Below are 12247 nucleotides of genomic sequence, written 5' to 3' on the forward strand. Positions count from 1 at the left end.
ATTGTGTATATATGTTTAAAATGAATCAGCTAGTCGTGGGAATATTTTTATTTCTTTCTTCCCTCTTCTCCTGTCAGCAGAAAGGGGACTTTCAGTCAATGAATGTAGAGGATTTTGATACTCTTATTCAGAATGAGGATATACAACGCCTGGATGTCCGTACATTGGCAGAATATTCGGAAGGGCATATCGTCAAAACGATTAATATCAATGTAATGGATGATTCTTTTGCTGCAATGGCAGACTCGTTATTGCAAAAAGACAGACCGGTGGCTGTATATTGTCGTAGCGGCAAACGAAGCAAAAAGGCTGCTGCTATTCTGGGCGCAAAAGGCTATAAAGTCTTTGACCTTGATAAGGGATTCAATTCCTGGCAGGAAGCCGGAAAAGAGGTAGAGAAGTAACAGACAATCATAAATGATGAACGGTGAACAATGGACGCGTCTTGCATTCTATGTTCACCGTTTATTTTTTACAGCTTGTTCCAGTTTGCCATCCTGTTATTCCAGTCCTTCCAATAATCTTTTCAAAACCACTGTTGCTGATATTTCACGGTTGGCGGCTTCCGGGATAACGATCGATTGCGGACTTTCAATAACATCATCTGTTACGATCATATTTCTGCGAACCGGAAGGCAATGCATGAAATAAGCATTGTTGGTAACAGCCATTTGACGGTCGCTTACTGTCCACTCACGGTCTTTGCTCAATATCTGTCCGTAATTGTCGCCTGCATAGGCAGCCCAGTTCTTGGCATATATAAAGTCAGCTCCTTCAAAAGCTTTCATCTGGTCATACTCAACTTTGGCATTTCCTACAAATTCGGGAGCCAGATCGTATCCTTCAGGATGAGTAATGACAAAGTCATAATCGGTAGCGTTCATCCACTCAGCGAAAGAGTTGGGAACAGCCTGTGGCAGTGGACGGGGATGCGGAGCCCAAGTCATAACCACTTTCGGACGTGCCGTTTTCTTGTACTCTTCAATAGTAATCAAATCAGCAAAGCTCTGCAACGGATGGCGGGTTGCTGCTTCCATCGAGAATACCGGGCGGCCGGAATATTGAATAAATTGATTTATAATAGTTTCCTGATAGTCGAAATCACGGTTCTCGAAGCGTGCAAACGAACGTACTCCGATGATATCGCAATAGCATCCCATCACAGGGATGGCTTCCAGCAGGTGTTCTGGTTTGTCCCCGTCCATGATAACACCACGTTCGGTTTCCAGTTTCCAGGCGCCTTGATTGATATCCAGCACCATAACGTTCATCCCTAGATTAAGCGCAGCTTTCTGTGTGCTTAGGCGGGTACGCAGGCTGGAGTTGAAGAAGATCATCATCAATGTCTTATTTCTTCCCAGTTCTACATATTTGAAACGGTCTTTCTTAATTACGAACGATTCTTCAATGGCTGATTTTAAATCGCCAATGTCCTGTACACAAGTAAATTTCTTCATTTTATCTATCATTAATTCGTTATTGTCTTATGAATTCATCCTACCATCTTGTCTGTCCATATCCTTCGATGATCCACTTGTAAGAAGTGATTTCTTCCAGTCCCATCGGTCCTCGTGCATGTAGCTTTTGCGTGCTAATGCCTATTTCGGCTCCTAAACCGAATTGTGCTCCGTCAGTGAAAGCGGTAGATACATTCGCGTATACACAAGCAGCATCTACTATCTTAATAAACAAAGCCGCACGCTCCTTGTTTTCCGTAACGATACATTCGCTATGCTTGGAACTGTTCTCCTGAATATGTCCCAAAGCATCTTCAAAACTCTTCACGGTCTTGACAGCCATTTTGTAATCTAGGAATTCAGTTCCGAAACTCTCCGCATTCGCATGCTGCAAAAGTTCGGCAGGATAGTGCCCTTCCAATGCTTGATAAGCCTGTGGATCAGCATAAATAATCACATGGCTGTCTTTCAATTTCTCGCAAAGCACAGGAAGCTCAGCCAGCCTTTTCTCATGTACAATGGTGCAATCCAATGCATTGCATACACTCACCCTGCGTGTCTTGGCATTGTGGATAATGTCTGCTCCTTTGCTTGCATCTCCAAATTCGTCAAAGTAGGTATGGCAAATACCTGCCCCAGTTTCAATAACAGGGATCCTGGCATTTTCGCGTACAAAATTGATAAGGCCACTACTTCCTCTCGGGATAATCAGATCGACATAGCCTACTGCGTTCAGCAACGCCGCCGTAGCTTCCCTATCTGCCGGAAGCAGTTCTACAATATGTGGATTGACATTGAATTTTTTCAATACTTCATGAATCACACTGATTATAGCCCGATTGGAACAATCTGCATCACTTCCCCCTTTCAGTATGCAAGCATTCCCGCTTTTCAGACAAAGAGAAAATACGTCGAAACTGACATTCGGACGAGCTTCGTAAATAATCCCTATTACTCCGAAAGGTACACTGATCTTTGTCAACTTCATCCCGTTTGGGCGGACAGTCTCTTTCAGCACCCTACCCAGAGGAGAGGGAAGTGTAGCTACATTGCGTGTGTCCGCCGCAATACCTTTCAAGCGTTCTTCCGTCAATTTCAACCGGTCGTATTTCGGATCATTTTTATCCATTCGTGCGAGATCTTTTTCATTCTCTGCAAGAATGAAAGACGTTTTTGCAACCGCTGCATCAGCTACTGCATTTAAAATCTGATTGATGGTATCATCATTCAGTAAGGCTAATTCCCGACTTGCTGCCTGCACAGCAGCAAAGGTTTCGTTTAAATCTGTAGTCATTTGCTCCTTTTTTGCATTAAATGGAAAGATAAACTATGCAAATATAGTGAATGATGTGAATAAAACTTATTGAAAGGTGAAATAAATGTTCTTCTTTATTTATAATATTAGTTGATTTGTGGATATCCGTATGTCTCCTTTACTTTGATTGGAAGAATCACTTGGATTAAATAACCTATTTTCTGATCTTCACAGTATAGAGTAGTTTCTGTTTCTCTTTTTTTATATGGTTCATGTGTGTGCTTGGGAACTCCTGTTATGTACAAAACCCAACGCCCTTCTGCTTTTATGTAGAATTTTATATGTCCATATACGTTAGCGTAAGAACCGCGAATGAAAAAATCGGGGGCGTATTGTGAGTGCCCATTTACTTTTGTAGCTACATCTTCTATGGTTACTGCATCAATATCAACTTTTTTCCATTTCATATTTTCATCCTGCATATAAAAGAATGCAGGTATATAGCTTAAAGGCAATGTTTTGACTAATTCGGTATACATTATTTTAAGTGGATTAATCCATTTCATATTCATAAATTACATCCCAAGATTCTATCTCGTTTAAATAATCCAACCCTATCGACAGACTAGGCTTGATTCGGCGACTAGTTGTATCTACATAGCAATAATCACCTTTCTCACAATCATATTCGACACTCATCATTCCTTTGGGCGGATGAGACTTAGGAAAATCAGGTGTCATGATTTTCTTAGGCTTGTTCCTTTCATATATTACCCATGAATAGAGCCCGGTGAAAATGATGAGTGCGAATATTTTGGCTCTTCTTTTCATTCTTTATCAGAATTGTTTAATCTTGAAGATTAGCAAACGGGCGTTTGAATTGGTGGTCTGACTTAAATGCTTGAATCATTTCACGCTCTACATTACGTGGTTCTTCATGAACTAAAACTTTCCAACAGACAATTAATGATCTTGAATCTTTCAATTGCCAGATATACCGACCCCCTTTATGTCCTACGGCTTTCTCTTGTCCAAATTGTAAATATTGTCTTAGGCGGGAATATAGTGTTGCATTGCTTTCTGTTCCTCCGGCTTTACCAATATAGAGTATGTCGGTGTCTTCTACCCATTCGTTTTGTAATGTTTCAATACTTACGTTGGGATTATCTCCTTTAAAGAAGCCTCCGGTACCGTGAACTAAAAAAGTCGGACTATCTTTGTTTTCACGTAGTACAGCATAAACTCCCATTTCTTTGGGAATACAAAGATTATTCTCCATAAGTTCTTGCATTGTTTTAAATCCGGTGAAACCGTTAGCTTTTAATGCTTCTCTTGAATCCATCATTTTTATAATTAAAAGGGTTAATAATATATGCTTTCCAACATTGTTTCCGTGCAACTATATATAATTGCTGTTATAACTAAGCCAAGAATAGCTCCTATAAGAGAGGAGTTTGCTTTTTTACGGTTGCTTGTCCAGAATACGAAAACTAAGACAAAGCCAATTAATGGGATGAGAAAACTTATCAACAAGTATCCTATATGGATATTGTTGTCACTATTAGTCTCGTCATTTTGCGGGCTACCGCAATTAGGGCAAACAGGTGCTTTACTTGAAATTTGCTTACCGCATTCTTTACAATAAATAAGTGCCATTATTTCTTGTTATTTTGGGTTGAATATACAGATGTTTGTTCGAAAATAGATTTGTCATGTTCATTGCAGTAAGCATATAACATGCTATCTTTTAAGACTAATATGATGGTACTGTTATACTGTTCTTTCTCTTTATGACAAGATTTAAAGCCATCACATACATAGATAGAGTCGATGTCTAATAGTGGAAAATCATCAATAGTACAATTGGCAATGTTTGTATGAAATTTGGGATTGCCTATCGTGTATAAATTACATTGCTTTATCAGTGTGTCAGAGTAATTAACAAAGTATGTATCCGCTTTTTTATAAAGCTTGAAAAAATCGCTTTTCTCGGGCATGATGTTATACCATGTACCGATATTGTTAATCTCTTGCTCTAGGCTATTTTTAAACCTGTTTGAATAGTCTGGCTTAAATAGAAGAATTGGAACTATTGTTACTATAAGAATAGCAAGTGTTCCCCAAAATACTTTATCTTTCATAATTGGTAATGTTTATAATTAATGTATACTTTGTGGAGATTAGATGTTTATTTCTTCTTAGATAATGCTTTCTTTTTGAATCTTCTCGCCATTCCTGTATAAATAATGTCATATGTTATGCCATTATATTCGTATGGCGAACAGTATGGCTCAATAGTAGTTGCTGGGAGTTTACAAGAATGACGTAATGCAATCAGATAATTGCCGGATGTAGTTGGCAGAATGGAAACATCTGTAATTTTTGGATCGAAGGGAATAAATGGATAGTTCATGTTTTTAATTTTAAATGAGTAATTATTGAGCTTATTTATAGATTGTAGCAACTGAGTCACAGTTGTCATCATAGATGACAATTGATTTCACCTCAGATTTTTCTATATCTCTTTTTAAGGCATCGATTTGGTCGTCATAGCTGGAATTGTAACGTTCCGTTTTTCTGACTTTAGGAGATTGGCTAGTATCTTCGTTGTTAAAGACACTAACAAAAATGGATATAAGGATAATAATAACTATAATAGCCGTACAACCCTTTTGCCTATCTATTGTATTATCATCTTGTAGTGGTATTAATGGGGGCTGAGATGATTGAACAAAGATAGCATTGTCATCTATTATAAAGTTGCCAAGTTGTACTTCTTTCTCGAATTCGTCAGACGAGAAATTTAGTCCCAATTCACTGAGATAGAAACCACGATTTCTAAGTCTTTGAGCTATTTTCTTTATTTCATCTTTGTCTTGTGTACTCTTACGTTTATCTAATAGCTGCTTAATTTCTCGTGCTTGCTTAGTAGTAAAATACCACTTATTCTCAATTTTCATAATCATAGTATTTTTGCCATGCTGACTCCTGCTATGACCATTAATAAAAAGAAAGTGTGGAGTCATTCATTTATTTAGTCGGGAGGCTCTGGTAAGCCCAAGGAACAAATAAACAATACCCCACACCTGTATGTAATGCATATTGATAATATGCATAGGAATACAAGTGACGAGTGTTATTGTTATCCCTGTTCCTTTTGAAATTTACCAGATTTCCCGAACTAGGATAAAAGCGAAACACTTTCATCTAATAATATGTAATGTTGCAATTATTGTGCAACGCTGCAAATATAAGACATATTTTGCTTAATACAACACTCTTGGGGTATTGAAATTTTATTTATGAATTTCTTTTCAGTGCTTCTTCATATACTTTTCGCACTCGTTCGCGGAGTGATAATGGACGTATCACTGTTAATGAACGGCTACGTGAAAGTAGTTCCATGACGAAATCATTGGTAATTCTTAAACGCAGAGTGATACGGAATTCATCTTCCGTGTCGCAGATAATTTTTTGCGAATGATGTATTGGTACTGATTTTATAAATTTGCCATCGAGTGAATCATATGAAAGTTCAATGTCCTCAATTGGAATATCTGTCTGATCCCAGATGCCATAACAATCTTTGAATAGGCTTTCAATATCAATGGTGTTGTTTCGTTCAAAAGTATCTTCTTTAAGAATCTTTAGTTGGCTTATGCGGTCCACTCCGAATGTTTTCAATTTCCCATCTTCTATGGCTAATAAATACCAACGCTGATTGGATTCTTTTAGAAAGTGTGGGAAGACTATCTTTTGTTTGACATTATCATTATAACGTACAAAAGTGTAATCGAACTCAACCGGATGGGAGCCTTTAATAGCACTGATTAGTTCTGGCAGAATCTGGCTACCGACAGGACGATGATGTTCTGCAAGTATATATTCTTGTACTCCGCTATCCGCATTCATAGCACATAGAAGATCGAAGTTAAAGAGTAAGTTGTCATATTGGCCGTAAGGATCCGGATACTCTTCTTCAATATAATAACCTTTTCCTTTTCGGAAGGCAATACTGATGTTGAAGAGTTCTACAATATCTTTGATATCCCGTTGGATAGTACGAATATTTACTCCACAGGAATTGCCGCGTGCTGTTATACCTGTTTGAATGTATTCAATCAGTTCATCAGATGGTACATAGGGCTTGATCCCTTTTAACTTTCGGATAATAAGCAGATAGCGTTGTAATACTTCCATTTTTTCCATATTCTTGTCTGTTTTGGGAGCAAAGATAGGTTAGAAGGACGACAAAACTTGTCGGCATAGGAGAAATATTCAAAATAAGTACAGAAATGAAATAAACTTGCCTTGTTGTATAAAATAAGGCGGCATTATACAAATCTTAATTTTCTCTCTTGCTTATATTATTTTTTGAATTAGTAAATGAGTTTTCGTTTGACAACTGTTGAGCGATAGTTTAACAGCTGTAGAGCGTTAGTTCAACAGTTGTCGAACGAAAACTCGCTAGGCTATGAACTATATATCAATAAGGAAGCAACTATCTAAAAGTAACTGATACGATTATTAATAATAGGCTCATAACAGTGTGGTAATGAACTAAAAATGCTATCGTTGCCGATAACCGATCATTATGCATCTCTTTATTCTTTCTCTTGCTTATTTTATTTTCGATTGCCTAATGGACTTTCGTTTGACTTAAGTCAAGCGAATGTTCAACTTAAGTCAAGCGAATGTTCAACTATAGTCAAGCGTTCGTTTAACTTAAGTCAAACGAAAACTCATTAAGCAATAAAATACATACCAATAGTGAGACGATTAATTAGAAGTGACTAGTAAGATTATTAATTATAATTGGTTCATAACCGTACACGAAATGAAACTTTCGGAAGTGATTATTCAATATATAAATAATCATAGTGCACCACCGGCTTTTTCCCATGTTTGCCGATAGCTTCCTGTGCTTGCTTTGAATCACAGTTTACTTTTCCTACACCCACTTGGTTTCCCTGAAAATCTATGATACGCACAATGTCGTCCTTTTCGAACTCTCCTTCGATATGGGTGATTCCAATCGGAAGTATGCTGACTGCTTTCTCGGAGTTTAATACTTCCGTTGCGCACTCATTAATATGAATTTCCCCTTTGGCGAACCCTTCACTGTGTGCAATCCATTTTTTTACACTGGATACCGGTTCTTTTGAAGGGATGAAACGTGTACAAAGTGTATTTTCGGGATGTTGCAGCAAGTCTACCAGGATATTGTCACGTTTTCCGTTGGCGATGATTACTGTGATTCCTTCGTCGGCCACCTTGCGGGCAATGTTTGTTTTTGTCAACATACCGCCTCGTCCGAAACTGGACTTGGTTGCCTGAATATAGTTGGATAGATCTTTTCCATGGTCGATTTCCTGAATAACAGAAGAATTGGGGTCGGAAGGCGAACCGTTGTAGATTCCGTCAATATTACTTAGGATGATAAGTGCCTTGGCGTCCATCATGGAGGCGATAAGCCCGGATAATTCATCGTTGTCCGTGAACATCAGTTCACTGACTGAAATCGTATCGTTCTCATTGACGATGGGAATAACGTTGTTTTCGAGCATTACTGTCATACAGTTTTTCTGATTCAGATAATGGCGGCGAGTTCCAAAATTCTCTTTGGTAGTCAGCACCTGACCGACGGCGATGCCATGTTCACGGAAAAGTTCGTAGTAACGGTTGATTAGTTTTGCTTGCCCGACGGCAGAAAACAGTTGACGCTGATCTACACTATCGAGCTTCTTTTGCGGGTGTATCTCACTGCGTCCGGAAGCAACAGCTCCCGAAGAAACCATAATGATTTCTACGCCGGATTTATGTAATTCCGCTATTTGGTCGACAAGTGCCGACATACGGGTGACGTCCAGAGTTCCGTCGCGACGTGCCAATACATTACTTCCTACTTTTACTGCGATTCGTGTAAATTCCTGTTTCATCTTTACTAACGATTTGAAAGCACAAATATAGAGCTTTTTGTCGATATGTTACCAAAACAGGCTAAAAAGAATTATCTTTGCAGTCTGATAATGAAAAGATAAACAATGAAACATACCAATCCACAAGTAGAACAGATGACTTCCTTCATCGTAATGGATGTTTTGGAAAGGGCAAATGAGTTACAGAAACAAGGTGTTGATATTATTCACCTGGAAGTAGGTGAGCCGGATTTCGATGTGCCTTCCTGTGTGGCAGAAGCTGCAAAAACGGCTTATGACCGGCATCTGACTCATTACACTCATTCTTTAGGTGACCCCGAACTACGCCGTGAAATTGCGGTTTTTTATCAGCGGGAATACGGTGTGACGGTTGATCCCGATTGCATTGTAGTAACTTCCGGGTCTTCTCCGTCTATTCTTCTCGTATTGATGTTGCTTTGTAATCCTGATAGTGAAGTGATCCTTTCTAATCCGGGGTATGCATGCTATCGCAATTTTGTATTGGCTGCCCAGGCTAAGCCGGTTTTGGTGCCTTTGTCCGAAGAGAAAGGTTTGCAATATGATATAGAAGCTATTCGCAAATGTGTGAATTCGCATACTACGGCTATTTTCATCAATTCACCTATGAATCCGACAGGAATGTTATTGGAAGAAAGTTTTTTGAAAGAAGTGGCAGGATTGGGAGTGCCTATTATATCGGACGAGATTTATCACGGATTAGTGTACGAGGGGCGTGCGCACAGTATTCTTGAATACACAGACCAGGCTTTTGTTTTGAATGGATTCTCCAAGCGTTTTGCGATGACGGGACTTCGGTTGGGCTATCTGATAGCACCAAAATCTTGTATGCGTTCTTTGCAGAAGTTGCAGCAGAACTTGTTTATCTGTGCATCCAGTGTTGCCCAACAGGCTGGTATTGCCGCTTTGCGACAGGCGGATTCGGATGTGGAACGTATGAGACAAATCTATAATGAACGGCGGAAGTATATGATTACTCGTCTTCGGGAGATAGGATTCGAAATTAAGGTAGAGCCGCAGGGAGCGTTTTATGTTTTTGCCAATGCACGTAAATTTACGACCGACTCTTATCGCTTTGCGTTCGATGTGCTCGAACATGCGCATGTCGGCATTACTCCCGGCGTGGATTTTGGTACAGGAGGTGAAGGATATGTACGCTTCTCCTATGCAAATTCATTGGAGAACATCAAGGAAGGTCTGGATCGTATCAGTCACTATCTTTCTCGTCCCGGCTTCTGATAAGCTCGGTGGCTGCCTCGTATTCTTCCTCGGTGACAAGGATAGAAACAGCAGGAGCGATGTAGGGAGCTAGTGTTCCCATAATCCCGTCTTTGATGACGCAACGGATATTATTACTCTCTAATAACCCTTTGATGATTTCGGCTTCCCATGGAGAACCGGAGAATACTTCTATTGACTTGCTATAATCTTCTTCTTTCATGATCGTATGGTATTAGGGGTTGTTTTCTACAAATATAACAAAAAAGAGAGACAAAAGGTTATTCTTCTCTTAAAATTTATTCAAGTGTGATGTGTTTTACACTAATTTGTTGGTTTAGAAATGTAGACGCTGATTCGGAGAATTTCTCTTCCGCCTCTGTGGTGTAAAACTGGCAATTTCCGTTCTTTGTGCACTTTGCGTCCATTTCCGGATGTCTTCTCAAATAGTCTTTCAGGCTTTCCGCCACATATTCACCTTGTGAGATTACGCTGATGTCACTGGCAATGTATTGCCGGATTTTAGGAAGAAGGATAGGGAAGTGGGTACATCCGAGAATGACGGTGTCTATTTGCGGATCTTTTGAGAGTAGTTGGTCTATATATTTGCGAATGAAATAATCGGCTCCATCGTTTTGCGATTCATTGTTTTCTACTAATGACACCCACATCGGACAGGGCACTCCACTTACCTGGATATCCGGGAACAACTTATGTATCTCCAAAGGGTAAGACTCGGATTTGATGGTGCCTGCTGTTGCCAGTACACCGATATGCTGATTTTTGCTAATGTCTCCGATACATTCTACGGTAGGACGAATCACGCCGAGTACACGGCGTGCCGGGTCGATTTTCGGCAAATCATTCATCTGAATGCTACGTAGTGCTTTGGCGGAAGCTGTGTTGCAGGCCAATATGACCAAATGACAGCCCATGTCGAATAGTTTGTTGACAGCTTGCCGGGTGAATTCGTACACGACTTCAAAAGAGCGTGTCCCGTAAGGGGCGCGGGCATTGTCGCCCAAATAGATATAGTCATATTCCGGCAATGCTTCTCTTATCTTGTCCAGGATAGTCAGGCCACCGTAGCCGGAGTCAAACACTCCGATAGGGCCGGGTATATGTGATAGATGTTGATTCATGACAAACAGGATTTATATACGCAAATGTACACCAAAAAAAGCGAAAGCGAAAGAAGTTTAAACTTCTTTCGCTTTCGCTTTTAGCATTTCTTTCTCTTGGTGAGAATTCTTATTTGATACCCAGATTTGCTTTAACCTTGTTAGTTAAGTTGATGCTTTGTGACTCGTTAACGTAAGGAATCGGAGTTCTTGCAAGGTCGAAGATATAAATAACACCTTCAGCAGCACCTACAGCTTTGATAGCATTGTCCAACTTCTGATAGATAGGAGCCATTGCATCATTTTGAGCTTTCGACATTTGCTGTTGTGCCTCTTGTTGGAACTGGTCTTGTCTTTGAGCCATATCCTGCAATTCTTTTTGTCTTCTCTCAGCGATGTTAGCCGGAAGAGAATCCTTGGCAATCGCTTGCTGGAACTCTTGATATTTTTTGTTGAACTCTTCCTGAGTTCTTTGGAGTTCCGACATAAGTTGTTTCTCCAATGCTTGGATGTCGTTTTGTGCCTTAGTAAATTCAGGCATCACAGAGATAATCTCCTGTGCATTGATATGACCGAATTTCAGGTTCTGTGCAAATACACCCATTGGGAGTGCAAGCAACATTACAAGTGCAATTTTTTTTAGCATAGTTCTATAATTTATTTGAATGTTTTTTTAGTTATTTCCAGTTGCAAATGTATGAAATTAATTTGAATATCCTAATCTTCTTAGGATTTCATCACTAATATCTATACGTGGATTTGCAAAAATTATACCTGCAGCAGAGGCTCTGTCGACTACCATGTCATATCCATGCTGTTGCGATACAGCTTTCACTGCTTCATAGATATCATCCTGAATCGGCGACATCAACTTGTCTCTCATCTTGGCTAATTCACCTTCGGGGCCGAAATAATTGCGTTTCAGTTCGGCCGCTTCTCTTTCTTTAGCTACGATTTCATCCTCTTTCTTTGTCTTTTGGGCAGCAGATAGAGTGGAAGATTTTGTCTGGTAATCCTGGAACATCTTTTGTGCTTCCTTTGCCAGAGCTTCTACTTCACCCTGATATTTCTTCGTAGCTTCTTGCATTTGCTCATTAGCGCTTTGAGCAGCCGGAATATTCTTCATAATATATTCCGTATCGATCAGTGCAAATTTTTGTGCGTTTGCTGCCATACCGACAGCAAATAGCAACATGATTAATAGAACAGACTTTCTCATGACGTTTAGTTTTTTGTGAT

Annotated in this window: 17 protein-coding genes; 2 read left to right on the forward strand and 15 right to left on the reverse strand. The window is 39.6% G+C overall.

All coding sequences use genetic code 11. The features are described from left to right. Positions 1 to 11 precede the first annotated feature (11 nt). Positions 12 to 404 carry a rhodanese-like domain-containing protein gene (locus HC965_RS17240; RefSeq protein WP_191032619.1) on the forward strand — a complete coding sequence of 131 codons (393 nt, stop codon included), beginning with the start codon at positions 12 to 14 and terminating at the stop codon, positions 402 to 404. 96 nt (positions 405 to 500) lie between these two features. Here HC965_RS17240 and HC965_RS17245 read toward each other — a convergent pair whose 3' ends face one another. The 11 genes from HC965_RS17245 to proB form a co-directional block, all read right to left on the reverse strand. Continuing rightward, a complete protein-coding gene (locus HC965_RS17245; RefSeq protein WP_191032620.1) occupies positions 501 to 1457 on the reverse strand; it encodes an acetylornithine carbamoyltransferase in 957 nt (318 codons plus the stop codon). A 40-nt stretch (positions 1458 to 1497) separates the two neighbouring features. Next, entirely contained in the window at positions 1498 to 2751 is a 1254-nt protein-coding gene (locus HC965_RS17250) for a glutamate-5-semialdehyde dehydrogenase (RefSeq protein WP_191032621.1), read from the reverse strand. 107 nt (positions 2752 to 2858) lie between these two features. After that, positions 2859 to 3278, reverse strand: coding sequence for a hypothetical protein (locus HC965_RS17255; protein ID WP_191032622.1), 420 nt, complete (start codon positions 3276 to 3278; stop codon positions 2859 to 2861). Further along, the gene (locus HC965_RS17260; protein ID WP_191032623.1) at positions 3265 to 3543 is read right to left on the reverse strand and encodes a hypothetical protein; all 279 of its coding nucleotides are present in this window, start codon (positions 3541 to 3543) and stop codon (positions 3265 to 3267) included. Before HC965_RS17260 ends, HC965_RS17255 begins: the two co-directional genes overlap by 14 nt. A gap of 16 nt (positions 3544 to 3559) precedes the next feature. Then, positions 3560 to 4057: a hypothetical protein gene (locus tag HC965_RS17265; RefSeq protein WP_191032624.1), complete on the reverse strand. Its 498-nt coding sequence runs from the start codon at positions 4055 to 4057 to the stop codon at positions 3560 to 3562. Positions 4058 to 4074: 17 nt separating this feature from the next. Next, positions 4075 to 4368, reverse strand: coding sequence for a zinc-ribbon domain-containing protein (locus HC965_RS26880; RefSeq protein ID WP_191032625.1), 294 nt, complete (start codon positions 4366 to 4368; stop codon positions 4075 to 4077). Then, positions 4368 to 4853, reverse strand: coding sequence for a hypothetical protein (locus HC965_RS17275; RefSeq protein WP_191032626.1), 486 nt, complete (start codon positions 4851 to 4853; stop codon positions 4368 to 4370). The genes HC965_RS26880 and HC965_RS17275 overlap by 1 nt, the downstream gene beginning before the upstream one ends. 47 nt (positions 4854 to 4900) lie before the next feature. After that, entirely contained in the window at positions 4901 to 5125 is a 225-nt protein-coding gene (locus HC965_RS17280; RefSeq protein WP_191032627.1) for a hypothetical protein, read from the reverse strand. A gap of 31 nt (positions 5126 to 5156) precedes the next feature. Beyond that, positions 5157 to 5672: a hypothetical protein gene (locus HC965_RS17285; protein ID WP_191032628.1), complete on the reverse strand. Its 516-nt coding sequence runs from the start codon at positions 5670 to 5672 to the stop codon at positions 5157 to 5159. 340 nt (positions 5673 to 6012) lie between these two features. After that, a complete protein-coding gene (locus HC965_RS17290; protein WP_191032629.1) occupies positions 6013 to 6921 on the reverse strand; it encodes a YafY family protein in 909 nt (302 codons plus the stop codon). 647 nt (positions 6922 to 7568) lie between these two features. Then, positions 7569 to 8651 (reverse strand): glutamate 5-kinase, encoded by a 1083-nt coding sequence (gene proB, locus HC965_RS17295; RefSeq protein ID WP_191032630.1) that lies wholly within the window; start codon positions 8649 to 8651, stop codon positions 7569 to 7571. Between the two features lie 105 nt (positions 8652 to 8756). On the opposite strand from proB, the gene HC965_RS17300 reads away from it, so the two are divergent. Continuing rightward, the gene (locus HC965_RS17300; RefSeq protein WP_191032631.1) at positions 8757 to 9908 is read left to right on the forward strand and encodes a pyridoxal phosphate-dependent aminotransferase; all 1152 of its coding nucleotides are present in this window, start codon (positions 8757 to 8759) and stop codon (positions 9906 to 9908) included. Here the strand turns inward: HC965_RS17300 and HC965_RS17305 are convergent. The 4 genes from HC965_RS17305 to HC965_RS17320 all read right to left on the reverse strand — a co-directional run bounded on the left by HC965_RS17305 (position 9877) and on the right by HC965_RS17320 (position 12227). After that, complete coding sequence (locus tag HC965_RS17305) at positions 9877 to 10110, reverse strand: DUF2007-related protein (protein WP_022137615.1); 234 nt, start codon at positions 10108 to 10110, stop codon at positions 9877 to 9879. The genes HC965_RS17300 and HC965_RS17305 overlap by 32 nt on opposite strands. A 76-nt stretch (positions 10111 to 10186) precedes the next feature. After that, positions 10187 to 11029, reverse strand: coding sequence for a glutamate racemase (gene murI / locus HC965_RS17310; RefSeq protein ID WP_191032632.1), 843 nt, complete (start codon positions 11027 to 11029; stop codon positions 10187 to 10189). Positions 11030 to 11138: 109 nt separating this feature from the next. Then, the gene (locus tag HC965_RS17315; protein WP_191032633.1) at positions 11139 to 11654 is read right to left on the reverse strand and encodes an OmpH family outer membrane protein; all 516 of its coding nucleotides are present in this window, start codon (positions 11652 to 11654) and stop codon (positions 11139 to 11141) included. A gap of 57 nt (positions 11655 to 11711) precedes the next feature. After that, positions 11712 to 12227: an OmpH family outer membrane protein gene (locus HC965_RS17320; protein ID WP_191032634.1), complete on the reverse strand. Its 516-nt coding sequence runs from the start codon at positions 12225 to 12227 to the stop codon at positions 11712 to 11714. Positions 12228 to 12247: the final 20 nt, after the last annotated feature.

It is taken from the genome of Bacteroides sp. GM023 (assembly GCF_014750685.1).
Taxonomy (GTDB): Bacteria; Bacteroidota; Bacteroidia; order Bacteroidales; family Bacteroidaceae; genus Bacteroides.

Excerpts from the sequence above, each read along its gene's own strand:
- HC965_RS17240 (WP_191032619.1), top strand. The coding sequence starts at position 12 with ATGTTTAAAATGAATCAGCTAGTCGTGGGAATATTTTTATTTCTTTCT.
- HC965_RS17245 (WP_191032620.1), bottom strand. The coding sequence starts at position 1,457 with ATGAAGAAATTTACTTGTGTACAGGACATTGGCGATTTAAAATCAGCC.
- HC965_RS17250 (WP_191032621.1), bottom strand. The coding sequence starts at position 2,751 with ATGACTACAGATTTAAACGAAACCTTTGCTGCTGTGCAGGCAGCAAGT.
- HC965_RS17255 (WP_191032622.1), bottom strand. The coding sequence starts at position 3,278 with ATGAAATGGATTAATCCACTTAAAATAATGTATACCGAATTAGTCAAA.
- HC965_RS17260 (WP_191032623.1), bottom strand. The coding sequence starts at position 3,543 with ATGAAAAGAAGAGCCAAAATATTCGCACTCATCATTTTCACCGGGCTC.
- HC965_RS17265 (WP_191032624.1), bottom strand. The coding sequence starts at position 4,057 with ATGATGGATTCAAGAGAAGCATTAAAAGCTAACGGTTTCACCGGATTT.
- HC965_RS26880 (WP_191032625.1), bottom strand. The coding sequence starts at position 4,368 with ATGGCACTTATTTATTGTAAAGAATGCGGTAAGCAAATTTCAAGTAAA.
- HC965_RS17275 (WP_191032626.1), bottom strand. The coding sequence starts at position 4,853 with ATGAAAGATAAAGTATTTTGGGGAACACTTGCTATTCTTATAGTAACA.
- HC965_RS17280 (WP_191032627.1), bottom strand. The coding sequence starts at position 5,125 with ATGAACTATCCATTTATTCCCTTCGATCCAAAAATTACAGATGTTTCC.
- HC965_RS17285 (WP_191032628.1), bottom strand. The coding sequence starts at position 5,672 with ATGAAAATTGAGAATAAGTGGTATTTTACTACTAAGCAAGCACGAGAA.
- HC965_RS17290 (WP_191032629.1), bottom strand. The coding sequence starts at position 6,921 with ATGGAAAAAATGGAAGTATTACAACGCTATCTGCTTATTATCCGAAAG.
- proB (WP_191032630.1), bottom strand. The coding sequence starts at position 8,651 with ATGAAACAGGAATTTACACGAATCGCAGTAAAAGTAGGAAGTAATGTA.
- HC965_RS17300 (WP_191032631.1), top strand. The coding sequence starts at position 8,757 with ATGAAACATACCAATCCACAAGTAGAACAGATGACTTCCTTCATCGTA.
- HC965_RS17305 (WP_022137615.1), bottom strand. The coding sequence starts at position 10,110 with ATGAAAGAAGAAGATTATAGCAAGTCAATAGAAGTATTCTCCGGTTCT.
- murI (WP_191032632.1), bottom strand. The coding sequence starts at position 11,029 with ATGAATCAACATCTATCACATATACCCGGCCCTATCGGAGTGTTTGAC.
- HC965_RS17315 (WP_191032633.1), bottom strand. The coding sequence starts at position 11,654 with ATGCTAAAAAAAATTGCACTTGTAATGTTGCTTGCACTCCCAATGGGT.
- HC965_RS17320 (WP_191032634.1), bottom strand. The coding sequence starts at position 12,227 with ATGAGAAAGTCTGTTCTATTAATCATGTTGCTATTTGCTGTCGGTATG.